Genomic DNA, 17,734 nt, shown 5'->3' on the forward strand with positions numbered 1-17,734 from the left:
GGCAAGCAGTGTCACGATCAAATACGAAAACCGGTTCAAATGGGAGGAAACACATGAACCTTAATCTCAAATCAACCACCGCTCTGGCGGCAGCCCTCACGCTGCTTTCCGGTCCGGCCTTCGCCGATATGGAGGCCGCACAGGCCTTCCTTGACGCAGAAATCGGAGACCTCTCGGTCCTCGACCGCGCCGCCCAAGAAGCCGAGATGCAGTTCTTCATCGACGCTGCCCAGCCCTTCCAGGGCATGGAAATCAGCGTCGTGTCGGAAACCATCGCGACCCACGAATACGAAGCGCAGGTGCTGGCCCCCGCCTTCTCAGCCATCACCGGCATTCAGGTCACCCACGATCTGATCGGCGAAGGCGACGTGGTCGAGCGTCTGCAAACCCAAATGCAGTCGGGCGAAAATATCTATGACGCCTATGTCAACGATTCCGACCTGATCGGCACCCACTGGCGCTACCAGCAGGTCCGCAACTTGACCGACTGGATGGCGAACGAGGGCGCGGATTTCACCCTGCCGACGCTGGATCTGGACGATTTCATCGGCCTCAGCTTCACGACCGGTCCCGATGGCAAGCTCTACCAGATGCCGACCCAGCAATTCGCGAACCTCTACTGGTTCCGCTACGATTGGTTCAACGACGAGAAGAACAAAGCCGACTTCCAGGAAGCCTATGGCTACGAGCTTGGCGTCCCGGTGAACTGGTCCGCTTACGAGGACATCGCCGAATTCTTCACCGGTCGTGACCTCAGCCACCTCGGTGTCGAAGGCGAAGTCTTTGGCAACATGGACTACGGCAAGAAAGACCCCTCGCTCGGCTGGCGTTACACCGATGCGTGGATGTCCATGGCTGGCATGGGCGACGTGGGTGAGCCGAACGGCCTGCCCGTCGACGAATGGGGTATCCGCGTGAACGAGAACTCGCAGCCCGTCGGTTCCTGTGTCGCGCGTGGCGGTGCAACGAACTCTCCCGCCGCTGTCTACGCGGTGAGGAAAGCCATCGAATGGCTGGAGAAGTACTCGCCCCCAGCCGCTGCCGGTATGACCTTCTCCGAAGCAGGCCCAATTCCTGCCCAGGGTAACGTCGCGCAGCAGATGTTCTGGTATACCGCCTTCACCGCCGCCACGGTCGAGCCCGGCCTGCCCGTGATGAACGAGGACGGCACGCCCAAGTGGCGCATGGCCCCCTCGCCCCACGGCGTTTACTGGGAAGAAGGCACCAAGATCGGCTATCAGGACGCCGGTTCGTGGACCCTGATGGAGTCGACCCCGGTCGACCGCGCCCAGGCCGCATGGCTTTATGCGCAGTTCGTCACGTCCAAGACGGTGGATCTGAAAAAGTCCGACGTGGGCCTCACCTTCATCCGCGAGTCCACGATCAACTCGGACCACTTCACCGAGCGTGCAGACAAGCTGGGTGGCCTGATCGAGTTCTACCGCTCGCCAGCCCGTGTCCAGTGGTCGCCCACAGGCACGAACGTGCCTGACTATCCGCGTCTGGCGCAGCTGTGGTGGCAGAACATCGGTGATGCGATGTCCGGTGCGAAGACCCCTCAGGAAGCCCTCGACGCGCTTTGCGAAGCCCAGGAGTCGGTTCTTGAGCGTCTTGAGCGCGCAGGTGTTCAGGGTGATCTGGGTCCTGTCATGAACGAGGAACAGGACCCCGAATACTGGCTCTCGCAGCCTGGTTCTCCGAAGCCCAAGCTGGAGAACGAGGACGAAGAGCCGATCACCATCGCCTATGATGAGCTGATCCAGTCCTGGCAGAACTAAGGGATTTCTCCCGACGGTGGGGGCGGCAACGCCCCTGCCGTTTTTCGTTTTTTCCGATCAGATGCACTCCGCCCCTTCTGGAGTTGCCCGGCCCCGCCGGGCCGCGCCCAACCCTCCCCCCGGGAGGGCGCATATTTGACCGCCCGCACCGAACCAATGTTCTTCTCACACTCAAGTCACCACCCAGAATGACCCTCGCAAACGCCCACCCAGGCTCGGGCGCGTCCCTACCGTCTCACTCCAAAAACCCACGTCCTTGGGCTTGACCCGAGGACCTCCTCACCAAACACTCGCGCCCACCAGAAGACCATAAAGGCCCCACCGCCATGACCCACATCCTCGCCATCGACCAAGGCACCACCTCCAGCCGCGCGATCCTCTTTGATGCGGACATGAAGATCACCGCCACCGCGCAAGAAGAATTCCCCCAGCATTTCCCGCAATCCGGCTGGGTCGAACATGACCCGAACGATCTGTGGTCCTCCACCGCCGGCACCTGCCGCTCCGTCATCGAAAAAGCCGGCCTCAAGCCCGCCGACATCACCGCCATCGGCATCACCAACCAGCGTGAAACCACCGTTGTCTGGGACCGCAACACCGGCAAACCCGTCCACAACGCCATCGTCTGGCAGGACCGCCGCACCGCCGATTTCTGCCGCGAACTGCGCGAGGCAGGCCATGAGCAAATGTTCACCGACCGCACCGGCCTCCTGCTCGACCCGTATTTCAGCGCCACCAAACTCAAATGGATCCTCGACAATGTAGACGGTGCCCGCGCCAAAGCCGAAGCCGGGGACCTCCTTTTCGGCACCGTCGACAGTTTCCTCATCTGGAAGCTCACAGGCGGCAAATCCCATGTCACCGACGCCACCAACGCCGCCCGCACCCTGCTTTACGACATCCGCAAAGGTCGCTGGTCCACGACCATCGCCAAGATGTTCGACATCCCCATGCAGATGCTCCCCGAAGTCAAAGATTGCGCCGCCGATTTCGGCACCACCCGCGCTGATCTCTTCGGTCGCGAAATCCCGATCCTCGGCGTCGCGGGCGATCAGCAAGCCGCCACCGTTGGCCAAGCCTGTTTCCAACCCGGCATGCTCAAATCCACCTACGGCACCGGCTGCTTTGCCCTGATGAACACCGGCGACACGCCCGTGACCAGCCAAAACCGCCTGCTCACCACCATCGCCTACCAGTTCGATGGCAAGCCCACCTACGCCCTCGAAGGCTCCATCTTTATCGCCGGAGCCGTCGTCCAATGGCTGCGCGACGGCCTCAAAATCATCCGCGAGGCCAAGGAAACCCAGCCTCTCGCCGAAAAAGCCGATGACAGCCAAGACGTCATCCTCGTCCCCGCCTTCACCGGCCTCGGCGCGCCCTATTGGGACGCCGACTGCCGCGGCGCGATCTACGGCCTCACCCGCAATTCCGGCCCCGAAGAATTCGCCCGCGCCGCCCTGCAATCGGTCGGCTACCAGACCCGAGACCTCCTCGAAGCCATGCACGCCGACTGGACCCCCGACGGCGGCGATCAGACCCTGCGCGTCGATGGCGGGATGAGCGCATCCGACTGGGCGATGCAGTTCCTGTCGGACATCATCGGCGCCCCCGTCGACCGTCCCGAGGTGTTGGAGACGACTGCGCTCGGCGCCGCATGGCTCGCCGGTCAGCGCGCGGGCGTCTACCCGAACATGGAGGACTTCGCCGCCACATGGGCGCTTGAGCGCCAGTTCACACCAGATATGTCCGAAGACACCCGCGCCACCAAATACAACGGCTGGAAAAAAGCCGTCGCCGCGACGCTCAGCGTATGAAGCCCTACCAACTTCAAACCCCGCGCAAGATCATCTTCGGGCGCGGGGCCAGCGCCGACGCCTCCAAGCACATCACAGCCCACGGCACCCAAATCGCCCTGATCCACGGCGCGTCCCAAAAGCGCGCCGGGTGGCTCATCGACGCCCTCCACACCGCAGGCGCGCACGTCCACCCCCTCCCCTGCCCGTCCGAGCCAACACTCCCGATGCTCGAAGACGCCCTCACCGCCCTCCGCCCCAAAAACATCGACGCGGTAGTGGGTCTCGGCGGCGGAGCCCCCCTCGATCTCGCCAAAGCCCTCGCCGCCCTGCTCCCCACCAAAGCAAACCCGCTCGACCACCTCGAAGTCGTGGGCAGCGGCCTCCCTCTCACCACAAATCCCCTCCCCTTCATCGCGCTCCCCACCACCTCCGGCACCGGCGCGGAAGCTACCAAAAACGCCGTCATCGGCGTCCCTGAGCACGCCCGCAAAGTCTCCCTGCGCGACGACCGCATGCTCGCCACCCTTGCCCTCGTCGACCCCGCGCTCACAGACGGGTGCCCCAAGGCCATCACCCTCGCCTCCGGCCTCGACGCCATCACCCAAGTGATCGAGCCATACATCTCCGCCAAAGCCACACACCTCACCGACGCGCTCTGCAAACCCGCGATCCCCCTCGGCCTCGACGCTCTCAAAACGCTGATGACCCGCGAAGACCAAAACGCCCGCGACACCCTCGCCCATGTCGCCCTCACCTCCGGCATCGCCCTGGCCAATTCCGGCCTCGGCGCCGTCCACGGCCTCGCCGGCGTCATCGGCGGCCTCACCCCCGCCCCCCACGGCGCGGTCTGCGGAGCACTCCTCGCCCCAGTGCTCAAAACCAACGCCGAAGCGCTCCCCGACAACCCCAAAATCGCTGAGGTCCAAAAGCTCATCGCCACCACCCTCGGCGACCTACCTACTTTCACCCAAACCCACGGCCTACCCACGCTCGAACAAATGAGCGTCGCCCCCAGCGATCACGCAAAAATCGCCCAAGCCGCCGCTGCGTCATCGTCGATGAAAGGCAACCCAACTGCGCTCTCCGAGGCCCAACTCATCGCCTGCCTCACCGCCGCCTAACCCCGCATTAACCTTAACTCGCCCCTACCCTAGTAATCCTTTACCAACACAACCCCATTAACCTTAACGCGCGCCCAAGCATCTTTCGCTTTTCCCAAATATCCAAATCCAGCACCGGCCACCCGGACCAAAACCGCGTAAATCAAATGCCGCGTCTCCCCAAACGCGTCCCAAATCTTTTATCGACATAACCCCAATGCGGGCCGCCGCGCCTATTCCGCCGCCCGCTGCGCCCCATCGACAAACTGCAACCGCACCCGCGTCCCGGCCCCGTCGCTTTCCAGCTCAAGCTCTGCGCCAATCGCCTGCGCCCGCCGCTTCATGCCCAAAAGCCCATGCCCGATCTGGCCCACGCTCGCCTGCTCCATTCGGTCAAACCCCGAGCCGTTATCCGAAATCTCGATCCGCGCTTCATCCGCATAAACCGTGATCGTGTCCGCCCCCGCATGCTTGATCACATTCGTGATCGCCTCCTGCACGATCCGCGCCACATGCAGGTTCTGAGAAGGCCCCTTCACCGGCAGGTCCGGCTCACCATGAATTTGCCAGTCAAACTCCAGACCATGTTCGGCCAAAAGTCCCTCCAGCCGCGTGCGCAGCATGCCCAAAAGCGTCGTCAGACTGTCCGTCGTCTCCATACTGTCCAGCATCAGCGCCAGATCGCGCAACGCATCCTCCAGCGCACGCACCAGCGTCTCATCCTGCAGGTCATTGTTGCGGATATAGGCCAGCGTCGACACCAGATGCCCACCGATCCCGTCATGCAAGTCCAGCATGATCCGATCCCGCTCCCGCGAGATCGCCTGCCGTTTCTCGACCTCCGCAAGCCGGGCAAAACTGTCCTCCAGTTCCCGCGATTTGGCCGCGATCTGATCGCTTTGCTCTGCCGTCACCGCCTCCAACCCGCGCAAGCTGGCAACCAGTTGCGACACAATCAGCCACAGGCAGGCAAACGCCATGATGATCGGCATGATGTGGAACAGATGCAGGCTGCGCGAGGGCGTATTAACGCCCATCATCCAGACCTCGAAACACCCCAGCGCGACGGATGGCGCAAGACAAAGGGCGAGCACCGAGAAATCAAACCAGTTCAGCGCCGCCCGGTTTCGCCACAGCACACCCAGCACCGCGACCGCCGGGAAGACCGTCAGAACATTGACGCTCGCCACCAGCGCAAAACTGAAGCCTGGCGGGCTCAGCAGTATGACGATCACGCCGCCCACCAGCACGACAAAATGCACCCGTTCAGCCAGTGATGGCGGCTGGCCCAGGAAACTGCTGATGAATTTCAGCACTAAAAGCACATAAAGCGAGGCCGACAACGCCCAGGTCGTCGTCCAAATGCGGTAGCTGCCAAAAGACAGGCCGAACGCATAATGGATCAGGAACGTCACCGCCGCGAGGCAGGACAGGCCCAGCCACAGATATCCCAGCTCGGCCCGCCGACTTTGCCAGATCAGCAACAGTGCTCCGCTTAAAAGCAGCATCAATCCGAAGGCAAATCGCGCCAGCCCCGGCCCTGCGAACCAACGCGCGTTGTAATGCGGCTTCAACACGGTTTGCGGTCCAAGAAAGAGCGGTCGAAGATCAACCGCTTCGGCCTTGGGCCCGTAAAGCGTCAGCGCCACCTGATTGTCCCCGGCTTGCAAAAGGGTAGACGGCACCGACACCAAAAGCGGCGTGTTCCACAGCCGTCGCGGCAGCGTGTTTTGGCGCACCTGCGTGCCATTTACCCAGATGTCCAGATTGTCCGAAAACTTCGGCAGATAGAGCGCGAAAAGCGTCTCCGGCGCGGCCTCCAAAGGCACATCGAACACGAAATGCAGCGTCTCCAGCGCATCATCGAAAGCGCGAGGCGAGAAATAAGGCAGCGCCACCGGGCGGGTTTCCGAACACGCTGCCTGCGCGCATAGCTGACCGCTGGTTAGCATTTGCGCGCCCTCAATCGGCACGATCCGTCCCAGATTAAGCGCGTAAACCGCCCCTATCAGCAACGCCACAGACATCAACAGCGCAAGCCCGCCACGCAGCGCCTGCGCGTTCACAACACGCCGATCTTTGTCGCGCGCATCACCGCTTCCATGTTCGTGCCGACCTCCAGCTTGCGGTAGATGCTTGTGATGTGATTGCCTACCGTGCCCGCGCTGATCCCCAGCTGAGCACCAATCTCATGCCGCTTATAGCCCCGCGCCACAGCGCGCAAAATCTCGGTCTCCCGGTCGGTCAACTGGCTTTCGACGGCCTCTGGTTTGGGCTCCACACCGGTGTTCAGCACGGCAAGCAAATGTCGCGCGATCGCCGGGCTGATGGGGCTGCCACCCGCCAGAACCGCCAGAATATCGTCGCCAATCTGGCGCAGCGCGCCGCTTTTCAGAATGTAGCCCTTGGCCCCGGCCTGCAGCGCCTCGAACACGCGGGATTCGTCGCCAAAGATCGACACGACCAGCGCATCGACCGTCCAATCGGCCTTGGCACAAGCCGCCACCGCCTCGATGCCAGAGCCATCGGGCAAGCCGATATCGACCAGCACAATGCGCGGGCGCAGATCGTAAAGAAGGTTAATCCCCTGATCCAAAGTGGTCGCCACACCCGCGACCGTGACACCGTCGGTGGCAACAACCGCCTCGGTCAGGCGCGCCGCTATATCGGCACGATCCTCGATGATCAGAACGGTCTCGTCCGGACCATCGCGAAGATCTCTATCAGCATCCATGTGCATCATCCTAGCATAGGCGCTCAAAACGACATCGCAAAGCCTGCGCTGACGCTTGAGCCGAACTGATCGGTGCCGGATTGAAGCTGTCCCTGCACCGCGACAAATGTCTCGAAATTACCCCGTGCGGGGCGGTGGGTCAGACGCAGACCAACCGCGGCAAACACCGTGTCATCCGTGTCCTCGATCATCTCGAACGCGCTGCCGGGAATATTGGCCAGCTCCGCGCTGTAGCGGTTGCTTTGATCCAGGTTGAAATGCACCGCCCCGCTCATATCCAGCGTCAGCGCGCCGCCCCCGTCCATCGCAAAGACGCGGCGCGCGTCCAGAGCGGCGACCAGATCAAGGCTGTGATGCTCCTGCGCGTCCACGCTCAGGTTCAGATCGCCTGCGCCACTTTCCTCGAACGCCTCTGTGGTGACGCGGAAATACTCCAGCCCCAGTTGCGGAGACAGGGCAAAGCCGCCCAGCTGTCCCGCCTCGACGCCCAAGCGCAGATGCGCACTTTGATGCGTGCCGTTATAGCGGGCCGAGGCGCTTTCCCGCGTCGTGCCAAAAGCGATCCCGCGGGTCACGTCATAGCTGTCCCAGCCAAAGCTCAGCCCCCCTTCGACATAAAGCCGTTCGGCAAAGCCATGGCGCAGACCAAAGCCCAGAAGCGTGCTCTCGCCCCGCAATTCCGAGCGGCTCTGATCGGCATCCGCATCAAACGCACTAAGTCCGGCATAGCCCCAAAACGTGGTGGCCCCGCCGCCCAGATCGGTCTCGAACCCGACCCGCACATCGCGCGAACGCCCGCCGTAGAACTGGCCTGTATCGCCCGCAAAGCGCGCGCGATCATACGTCAGACGCCCATCCGCCCAGAAAGACAGCCCCGTGCTCTTTGCACCTTTCGCCCGCCGACCGGTCTGTGCAATCGCCTGCGATCCGCCGCCGCGCGTCTGCGCAGCCCGCGCCCGCATCGCACCCATCTGATGGACACGCGCCATGTCATGGACTTCCGGCATCAACTGCCCAAGTGCGGCATCCTTGGCGATATCGCCCACCAGCCCCTCGTCAATATCCGTCAAAACCGCATCCAGTTGAGGCGTCACAAGAGGCAAATTATCCAACATCCGGCCAAACCGCTTGCGATCGGGATGAATGCCGTAGCCTTCGAAATTCGCCAGGCTGACACTGCTCAGATCGAACGCCTCGATGCTCGCGTAGGCATAGTCCTTGAACCGGAAGGTGAACGTGCCATCGCCGGGACGTATTTTCTGAAACGCCGCCAACTCCCGTGGCAATACCCGCTTGAACTCCAGCTTGATGGTGTCTGCACGGTCCTGCCCGTTGCCCGCCAAAACACCCGTCACGCGCGCGTCATTGCGCAGCACGAACGTGTCGTCACCGCTGCCGCCCTGCACGGCACCAAGGGTCTGCGAGCGCTTCCCGAACAGCGCATGGTTCTTGCCGCTGGTGAAGCGGATCGCGGTGCCGCCCGTTCCTTCGATCCGACCCAAATTCTCGACCCGGTTACCCGTGCCAGCGCCAAAGGAAACACCCGTTGTCCCCACAATATTGCCCGTCTGCGAATTGAAAACCGCATTGTCTCGCACGACACCCACAGTGTTCCCCGCACCACCCTCAAAGGCCACCGCGATACCGCCCGCCTCGATCCGGCCCGCGTTCCGCACCGTGTTGCGGGTCACATCCCCGCCCGCGCCAACAGACGAAGACCCCGTAAGGTTGAACCGCGCGCCTGGCAAACCGCCACTGTTGCGGGAACTGGTACTCGGGCTGCCCCGCAAACCCCCACGAGATATGGTTGAAGGGGCTATGCCAGCCGCACCCGCATCACCTACCGCGCCACCCCCGCCACCGATAAAAGAAACACCGTCACCCAAAACCGAAATCTGTCCGGTATTGACGACCAGGTTGTCCTGAACAGATCCACCCTGCCCACCGCTGCCAGTTGCAAAAACCGTCCAAATGGCGCCGTTGTTGCCACCGACGCCTCCTCTGCTACCAGCCTGGTCGTTTCCATCGGAACCCGCGTCTCCGGCGTCCCCATCGGACGCACATCGCGTGAAAGCCGCCGGGGGAATGCCAATGACAACACATCCCCCCTCGCCGCCTTCCCCGCCAGCGCCACCCGCGCCGCCCTGTCCGCCATTGCCGCCGTCGCCACCATCGCCACCAAGGCCAGCCCGACCACTGTCACCCGCATTCCCGCCGCGCCCTCCGGCACCCGCGACGATGCGAATACCGTCACGGATGGCGCGGATCGTCCCTGAATTTGTCAGACGCGCCCCTGCAACAGAGCCACCGGACCCCGCAGAACCGCCAGTTCCACCGATACCGCCATCCCCTGCATGGCCACCACGTCTGCCTAGGCCACCCAATCCACCATCGGCCCCATCGCCGCCATTGCCCCCGTCATATCCCGCAATCGGGTCAAGCCCGCTCACGCCGCCATCCTGCCCATCCCCGCCGTCACCACCATCGCCCCCATTGGAGCCATGAAGACCGTCACTTCCTCGCCCGCCTTTGCCACCGTCACCGCCATCCCTACCGCGGCCACCGTCGCCACCCTGACCACCCTGCAGCAAGATACCGTCAGCGCCTGCTATCCCAGAGACCGTCAGACGCCCCGCGTTGACAACGCGCGCATCCAAAAGATCGCCACCACTACTGCCAAGCCCCCCCGCCCCGGCAGTGCCCCCATTGCCACCAGCCGGTCCGTCAGCAAATGGGTTTGAGACGTTGACGATATTGCCAAACAAACCACCGCGTCCTCTTACACCGCATCTCAAAACGTTGTTGCGCGTGGGACAAGGCCTGTTCGACCCCGTTTGATCTGCCGCATCAGCGCCATCCAGCACATTCGGCTGGCCCGGCGTCACCCCGCGAATGGCGCCATCGGCGGCATCACCGCCATCACCGCTATCCCCCCCACGACCGCCCGCGCCACCGTCCCCGCTGCGCAAGGCAATCGCCGTGTCCCGCGAGGTGATCGCAGCCCGGTTTTCGACAACGATATCCCGCAAAGCGCCCCCGACGCCGCCGGTCCCACCGGTTTGACCCGCACCACCAGCCTGGCCACCTGCCCCTTGCAGCCCATCATTATTGAAACTTCCCGGCAGATTGGTGCGCAGCAGATCTCTCCAATCGGCAAGATCAGCGACGCTGCCGCCATCACCACCATCACCACCGCGCCCGCCCGTGCCGCCTGAGCCCGCCGTGATATGCACCCCGCCCTTGGGGGCCTCAAGCGCCCCCCGGATCAGAACGCTCTGGCCAGTCACGTCACCGCCATCACCAGCGTTTCCGGTATTCGTGCCATCCAGACCGACCGTTGCTTGGACGAAAGCACGCGTCGGCGCGGTCGCTCGGACACCGATCGTCGTGCCAGTGACACCGTTCGATCCTGCCGTCCCGGCAAGACCCGTTCCACCGGCCCCGCCGTTCAGCAAATAGCCAAAATCGCTCACCCGCGCGGGTGAGCTGAGCACGAAAGACGCAGGGGGAAGCGATTGTCCGGCCAGTCCCGGAGCGCCCGGGGCTGCGATCTGGCGCACCACATCATCCGCGCTGACCGGCAATGCTGCCGCGGTTGAAACGGCGACTGCGAGCGTGACGGAAGTCCCTCGCATCGGTAACTCCGAGATGCGCGCGCCGCTCCGCAAGGCAACGTCGTTGCAAGATTGCTTCACCGTCTGACCCCAATATTCCCACGACAAGGCGTTTGACCTTCCCATGCGCAAATTATTGAGGCGCGCGCGTCGCCAGTATGTGTGGATTCACACATTGGGAACAATTTTCGACAAGAAAGAGCTTGTTTTAGAGAAGGAACGCAGCCCTGCGGGTGCGGCTCGACACTGCTGTGCGCAGGCTAATACATCCGCACAGATCCAAGTCCCCTCGGGTCAAAGGCCAACCCATCGTCAGGCCTCCGCACTGTCAAACCGCACCGATCCGACATCCGATCAATGCTGTATTTCAATAACCACTCACGAGAAGTAATCCCTTCCCGAGGCTCACCCTACGTCAGGCCCCGCACCCCCGATATGTGTGGATTCACATGGTCCAAGAAGAGGCCCGGAATTTCTGGCCCGCGCGCAGGTCGTCCCACGTCACCCCGCTTCAAACGCCTCACTTATGTAAGGGGATTGCGCCGCCTGACGGCGTCGCCACGCCGGTGGCTGCGCGCCCGGCTGCTACTCGTCTCATGCGCCGTCGCTCTGATATAATTCGCTCACGTGTCTTGGGTGCAGCCTGCCTGCACATTGATCCTCAAAGACCCCAACCACCAAACGCCACAGCTCTCGGAAATTTACCCACACAAACCTGATGCCTTCCTGCAGCCCAATGCCTTCCTGCAGATCCAAAGAAAACCTGCTCCACGAAGAACAGCGCAAAGCCCTGTCGCCCCTCACGTCCAGATGAAATTCACGCTCCCATCCGGCAAAACCCGCGCGGCGGAGAGCATTCCGCTGACATATGCGCCCGTATCGAGAGAGATTCGGCTCTGCTCAAACCGGGGGGAGGGCATCGCAGTATGCCCATGCGCGACCCACAAACCATCCTGCCGCGGCCTGTCGAAAAACTCGGGATGGCCCCACAAAAGCGTGTGGCGCGACTGCTCTTTCAAGGGCGTCCCCGGATCAGCCGCGGCATGCACGCAGACCAGCGACCCGCTTTTCCACATCTTCGGCAAGCGGTGCATCCACGCCTCCAGCCCGTCCGGCATCACCGCGCGCAACCCGTCTGCGACCGCCTCCAGCGCAGGCAATGGCGAGGTTTCCGTGACCCCGCCCAAGCCGAAACTGGCCAGCGTTTGCAAACCGCCATGCCGCAACCAGCGGGCGCGGCGGCGATCAGGTTGCTGCAAAAACTCCAGCATCATCCGCTCGTGATTGCCCATCAGGCAGATAAACCGCGCCGGTTGCGCCACGTTAAGCGCGCGCATGCGCATCAGAACGGCTTTGCTATCCTCGCCGCGATCAATGTAGTCGCCCACGCAGACCAGCACCGGCGCGCCCACTTCGTGGCTGCCGATATCCAGATCAATCCGCGCCAGCAGATCCTCGAACAGATCGAGCCGCCCGTGAATATCGCCAATCACATAGACCGGCATCCGGGGCTGCGGCAGGCCAAGATCGGTCTGCTCTGCTTCGGGCAGTCTGAGCGCTTCCACATGCGCGTCCGGCGCGCCCATCATCCGTTTCAGCAATCCCATGCTCTGGCCTCTTTCTCAAAGGGGGTCTCCAACCCGTTGCAACAGGATTACCGCGAAACGGTTAACAGCTCGCAAACGCCTTCCCCCTTCCGGCGAAACCCGCTAAAGCAGAGCCCAATTCAAGCAGCGCCCCTCAGCTTGGGCAAAGGACGACAAGATGAAAATCGCGATGATCGGTACCGGCTATGTGGGCCTTGTTTCTGGCGTGTGTTTTTCCGATTTCGGACATGACGTGGTCTGCGTCGACAAAGACCCCCGCAAGATCGAGATGCTGGAAGCCGGAGAGGTTCCGATCTACGAGCCGGGCCTTGATGTGCTCATGGCCAAGAACGTCGAAGCGGGCCGCCTGACCTTTACCGGCGACCTCGCAAAAGCCATCGACGGGGCCGATGCCGTGTTCATCGCCGTGGGCACCCCCACGCGTCGCGGGGATGGCCACGCAGACCTGCGGTTTGTCTACGCCGCTGCCGAGGAAATCGCCCAGAAAGCGACCAACCCCTTCGTCGTCGTCACCAAATCGACCGTGCCCGTGGGCACCAATCGGCAGGTTGCCAAGGTTCTGACCGACACCCGCCCAGATCTGGCATTCGAAGTGGCGTCCAACCCCGAATTCCTGCGCGAAGGTGCGGCCATCGACGATTTCATGCGCCCCGACCGCGTTGTCGTCGGTGTGCAATCCGAGGCCGCCGAGAAAGTGATGGGCGACATCTACCGCCCCCTCTTTCTGCGCGATTTTCCCATCGTCTACACCGATCTGGAAAGCGCCGAGATGATCAAATACGCCGCCAACGCGTTTCTGGCGACCAAGATCACCTTTATCAACGAAATCGCCGCCCTGTGTGAGCGGGTGGGCGCCGATGTGAAAACCGTCTCCAAAGGTATCGGGCTGGACGGGCGCATCGGCAACAAGTTCCTGCATGCCGGCCCCGGCTATGGCGGCTCGTGCTTTCCCAAGGACACGCAGGCGCTGGCCCGCATCGGTCAGGATCATTCGATCCCCATGCGCATCACCGAGACCGTGATCGAGGTCAACGAAGAGATCAAACGCCGCATGATCGACAAAATCATCGACATGTGCGACGGCTCGGTGAACGGCAAGACCATCGCCGTGCTGGGCGTGACGTTCAAGCCCAACACCGATGACATGCGCGACGCCCCTGCCCTGACGATTGTGCCCGCGTTGGTCGGCAAAGGCGCCAAGGTGCGCGTCGTGGATCCGCAAGGCCTGCGCGAAGGCGAAGCGCTGCTGCCCGGCGTCACCTGGATCGAGGACACTTATGAGGCCACCGACAAAGCCGACGCGCTGGTGCTGCTGACCGAGTGGAACGAGTTCCGCGCCCTGGATCTGGAACGGATCGCAGGCGCCATGGTCACACCCGTGATGGCTGACCTGCGCAACGTCTATTCCAGTCGCGATGCCTCCGCTGCGGGGTTCACGCAATATGTCTCGATCGGGCGGTCCGACATGGTGCCGCATAGCGACTAAGCTGCGCGCTGACGCGCTTGCGGCCTCCGGCGGGAGTATTTCAGCAAAGATGAAACCCTGAGCACGTCTGCGTGAGGCGGATTGTGCGGGCGGGTTTATGCGGTCATCTTTGGCACACCCCAAGAGGAGCCCATCTATGAACCGCCGCAATTTCTTCGCCGCAGTCACCGCATCCGCCGCCGCCATGGCCATGCCCGCCCGTGGCAAGACCGCTTTCGAGGTCACACGGACCGAAGCGGAATGGAAAGCGATGCTGAGCGACATGGAATATTACGTGATGCGCGAAGAAGGCACGGAACGTGCGTTCTCTAGCCCGCTCGACAAGCAATATGCCGAGGGGGAGTATCATTGCCGTGGCTGTGATTTGCACATTTATCGCTCGGCCGCGAAATATGATAGCCGCACCGGCTGGCCCAGCTTTTACGAAAGTGTCGATGGGGCCATCGGCACCAAGACCGACTTCAAGCTGGTCTACCCGCGCACCGAATGTCATTGCCGCCGCTGCGGATCGCATCTGGGTCACATCTTCAACGACGGCCCGAAACCGACGGGCAAGCGGCACTGTCTAAACGGCGTCAGCCTCGTGTTTAAGCCCGCCTGAGGGCCTCTGGCGCGATTTAGCGCGCCTTACCCCGCAATTAACCTTAACGCGCCTCAGGGCGCGTTTTTTGCGAGAATGCTGCGAAACTTAACATAATCACGAACGGGAAAAGCCCCCTGCCCCACTGCGAAACCGCCTGCACTGTTTCGGTATTATGTTAAGTTTCAGCGCGAAACGTGGGGGTGCTTAAAATAGGTACCCATTTACAGTATATTATAAGATATTGATAAAAAATGATTTTTTCTAAGCTCTTTTAAGGAGGTCAAAAAATGCACCTGCGAAAGGATGGTTTCGCATGCGAAACCAGTAAAGAAAAAGCCCCGCCAAAATGACGGGGCCTCGGGCCGTTTGGTTTCGCATGCGAAACCGTCAACTGGGCTCAAGAAGATGCTTAACGGCGGCCATCACTTCCTCGACCATGAGGACATCGACGACCTTGCCTTCCAGCCGGATCAGATGACTTTTTCCATCATGTTCCCGGCGCATGACGATGCCATTGGCAAGGTGCACTTCGTCAGCCCGTTCCACCCGGGGCCGCGCCGCTTTGACCAGCTTGCGAGCGGGCGCGCGCTCGTCTTGTGTGATCGTGAACGGCTCCAGCAATTCCCACTCAGACTGCGGATCCACCCCCTGCCCTGTTGCCAGCGCCGCGCGCATTTCGCGTGCGAAACCCGACCGCAGTGCGCCGATCAGCTTCAAGCCTTGCCGCTCGTTCAGCGCGGTTGGAAAGACCAGCAAATCGCCCAGCTCTTCATGCAGTTCGGCAAAGCCCCGGATCTTGGATCGCTTCGCTTTTGAGCCTGCGTGGAACAGCTGCGCCACCGCGTCCTCCACGTTCGAGAACGCCGCCGCCTGCACCGCCATCACCGCGATCCGGCCGCGCTCATACTGGCTGAGGTTTGCGCGGATTTCGTTTTCCTCGACCATCGCGACATAGGCGTCCGCCGCGTTGCCAGGCGTCCGTTTGATCGCCCGAATGACCTTGTATTTGGGATCATCCGTTTCCGCCAAAAGCTGGCGAAAGGCCGCCAGACGACGCCACCCGGAAATGAGCCCGTATTTGGCATTCGGCCCGGGCTTGGGCAGCGGATAGACTTCAATCGGCATCCGCAAGCCATGGGCAATAATCGAGTTGCGCAGCTCCTCCATCTCTTCGCTGTCAATCGCCATCCGGTCTCGTGACAGCTCATCTGCGTGGATTTCCACCAGCGGGATTTCCTGCACCAGCAAGCCGTCCGCCACCGCTTTGCGCAGCGCTTCTGCATCGGCCTTGTCGCGCGCGGCCTCTTCGCGGGCTTCAGCGCTTTCGGGCGTGGCTTGCGCCGCCGCATCCGCCGCCACCTGCGCAATCGGCGGCAACGCCCCGAACGCGCTTTTGGTTTCGCGTGCGAAACCCTCTTCGATGTCTTTCAGGCTGTCCTCTGTCGGGACTTCAAGCCGTCTGCGTTTTGCCATCGTCTTGCTCCTTCTGCTCTGCCTCAGCCATCTGACTGTCGCGCCACCACGCGCCAATCAGCAGCTCTTTGAATTCCGCATAGGTCCGGTCAAACGCCTCGCGGCCCCGAACATACGTCTCGCGATTGAAGTCGCGATAATCGGCCTCGTAGATGCCGTTCACCTGCTCGCCTGCTTGGCCCACAAGGGCGGTGTAATCCTGCCGATACGCGTTCATGAAATCACCCAGATAGGCCTGAATGACATTCGCCAGATCGGTCTGTTGCGCCGCATCAAACCGGGTGATCAGCGCGCGCACGACGTCCCATTCAAACTTCATTTCCGGCAGGCCGGCGCGCCGTCGCGCTGCGTTCTCCCCATCCTCAATGGAGGCGAACGTCGAGTAGAGCATATCAAAGAACCGGCCCGTGCTGTCGAACTCAAGAAAAGACGCGCCAAGGGGCACCAGCAAGATATCCGAGGCCGCCAGCGCATTAATCGTCAAATAACCAAGCGCTGGGGGCGTATCGAGCAGGATGATGTCATATTCATCCAGCACATCTTCGTTCCCAAGAAAGCCCGTGAGCGCGTCCCAAAGCGGCCAGTTTCGCTGCGACATGCGCCAGACGGGAACCTGAAACTCCGCCCAATAGAGGTTCAGCTGCGCGCCGATCAGGTCGATATTGGGCCAATGCGTTGGCTGGATCACGTCCTTGGCAGTGACTTGCAACGCTTCGGTCAGGGTCTCGTCCAAGGGCAGGGGCGCTTGGCTTTGCGCCTCCCGTACGCCGTTCTCGCGCTGGACATGCAAGGCATAATCCTTGGCCAGAAGCGGGAAGACGGTGGACCATTCGTCCTCAACCGTGCCGCCCATGATTGAGGTCATGGAGCCTTGGCTGTCGAGGTCGATGACCAGCACACGGTAGCCATCCAAAGCGGCTGACATGGCGAGATGCGCGGCGGTTGAGGTCTTGCCAACGCCGCCTTTGAAGTTGGCAACAGCGACGACTTTCGCAGGCAGGCCATCGGGACGGTAGGGTTTGTATTCCTTGCTCGCCACACCTTCCTCGGCAAAGTGGTTTCGCAGCGAAAGCACCTCTTCCAGCGTAAACCATTTGGCGCCCGCAGCCCCTTCGCCCTGGGGCAGGTCTGGGTTGGCTTTCAGAACCCGGCGCAGATGGGCCGCGTTTACGGGGATCAGGTAGCGGCAAATCTCCCACACGGAGAACTTGCGCAGGCGTTTCTGGCCATCGGGCGAATAGCCCCGCTTGGCCAGATCATCGCGGCCTTTCGCAGCGAAAGCGGCGGCTTTTGCGAATCGGGCGGTGTCGATAGGATCGCCTAACTTGCCCGCTGCCGTTTCCGGGTCGAGGTTGAAATAGGGGGGGACGGGTTGGTCTGTCTTTCTGCTCATCGCGCCTCTCTTTGTGAGATGTTCTAGGTTTTGCCGTGTATAACCCGATCTATCGCACATCTCGCCTTTTGAGGGAATTGCGAAGGCCGATTTTCGCTGCGAAACGGTTGAAAGAGCGTAAAATGACCGTCCAGATCAGAAAAACACGCAGCCTAAACTGTAGAATCTTT

The 17,734-nt window shown here is 61.9% G+C and carries 11 protein-coding genes; 5 read left to right on the forward strand and 6 right to left on the reverse strand.

Annotated features, from left to right (window positions below; all coding sequences use genetic code 11):
• The first annotated feature begins 53 nt into the window (after window positions 1–53).
• From KUW67_RS14770 to KUW67_RS14780, 3 genes are all read left to right on the forward strand, one after another.
• The gene (locus tag KUW67_RS14770) at window positions 54–1,778 is read left to right on the forward strand and encodes an ABC transporter substrate-binding protein (protein ID WP_224826099.1); all 1,725 of its coding nucleotides are present in this window, start codon (window positions 54–56) and stop codon (window positions 1,776–1,778) included.
• 326 nt (window positions 1,779–2,104) lie between these two features.
• Complete coding sequence (glpK, locus tag KUW67_RS14775; RefSeq protein ID WP_224826100.1) at window positions 2,105–3,592, forward strand: glycerol kinase GlpK; 1,488 nt, start codon at window positions 2,105–2,107, stop codon at window positions 3,590–3,592.
• Window positions 3,589–4,695 carry an iron-containing alcohol dehydrogenase gene (locus tag KUW67_RS14780; protein WP_224826101.1) on the forward strand — a complete coding sequence of 369 codons (1,107 nt, stop codon included), beginning with the start codon at window positions 3,589–3,591 and terminating at the stop codon, window positions 4,693–4,695. Before glpK ends, KUW67_RS14780 begins: the two co-directional genes overlap by 4 nt.
• A gap of 212 nt (window positions 4,696–4,907) precedes the next feature.
• Here the strand turns inward: KUW67_RS14780 and KUW67_RS18520 are convergent, their stop codons facing one another.
• The 4 genes from KUW67_RS18520 to KUW67_RS14800 all read right to left on the reverse strand — a co-directional run bounded on the left by KUW67_RS18520 (window position 4,908) and on the right by KUW67_RS14800 (window position 12,629).
• Window positions 4,908–6,740: an ATP-binding protein gene (locus KUW67_RS18520; RefSeq protein ID WP_224826102.1), complete on the reverse strand. Its 1,833-nt coding sequence runs from the start codon at window positions 6,738–6,740 to the stop codon at window positions 4,908–4,910.
• On the reverse strand, window positions 6,737–7,408 hold the full coding sequence (locus KUW67_RS14790; RefSeq protein ID WP_224826103.1) for a response regulator transcription factor: 672 nt from the start codon (window positions 7,406–7,408) through the stop codon (window positions 6,737–6,739). Before KUW67_RS14790 ends, KUW67_RS18520 begins: the two co-directional genes overlap by 4 nt.
• Window positions 7,409–7,431: 23 nt before the next feature.
• On the reverse strand, window positions 7,432–11,043 hold the full coding sequence (locus KUW67_RS14795) for an autotransporter domain-containing protein (RefSeq protein ID WP_224826104.1): 3,612 nt from the start codon (window positions 11,041–11,043) through the stop codon (window positions 7,432–7,434).
• Window positions 11,044–11,822: 779 nt separating this feature from the next.
• Complete coding sequence (locus KUW67_RS14800; RefSeq protein ID WP_224826105.1) at window positions 11,823–12,629, reverse strand: metallophosphoesterase; 807 nt, start codon at window positions 12,627–12,629, stop codon at window positions 11,823–11,825.
• A gap of 157 nt (window positions 12,630–12,786) precedes the next feature.
• Between KUW67_RS14800 and KUW67_RS14805 the strand changes: the two genes are divergently transcribed.
• Window positions 12,787–14,115: a UDP-glucose/GDP-mannose dehydrogenase family protein gene (locus tag KUW67_RS14805; protein ID WP_224826106.1), complete on the forward strand. Its 1,329-nt coding sequence runs from the start codon at window positions 12,787–12,789 to the stop codon at window positions 14,113–14,115.
• A gap of 136 nt (window positions 14,116–14,251) precedes the next feature.
• On the forward strand, window positions 14,252–14,716 hold the full coding sequence (gene msrB, locus KUW67_RS14810; RefSeq protein WP_224826107.1) for a peptide-methionine (R)-S-oxide reductase MsrB: 465 nt from the start codon (window positions 14,252–14,254) through the stop codon (window positions 14,714–14,716).
• A 369-nt stretch (window positions 14,717–15,085) separates the two neighbouring features.
• On the opposite strand, the gene KUW67_RS14815 is transcribed toward msrB, so the two are convergent.
• The gene (locus KUW67_RS14815) at window positions 15,086–16,171 is read right to left on the reverse strand and encodes a ParB N-terminal domain-containing protein (protein ID WP_224826108.1); all 1,086 of its coding nucleotides are present in this window, start codon (window positions 16,169–16,171) and stop codon (window positions 15,086–15,088) included.
• On the reverse strand, window positions 16,149–17,564 hold the full coding sequence (locus KUW67_RS14820; RefSeq protein WP_224826109.1) for an AAA family ATPase: 1,416 nt from the start codon (window positions 17,562–17,564) through the stop codon (window positions 16,149–16,151). Before KUW67_RS14820 ends, KUW67_RS14815 begins: the two co-directional genes overlap by 23 nt.
• Between the last annotated feature and the right edge of the window lie 170 nt (window positions 17,565–17,734).

Source organism: Cognatishimia sp. MH4019 (assembly GCF_020177595.1).
Lineage (GTDB): Bacteria > Pseudomonadota > Alphaproteobacteria > Rhodobacterales > Rhodobacteraceae > JAHTBL01.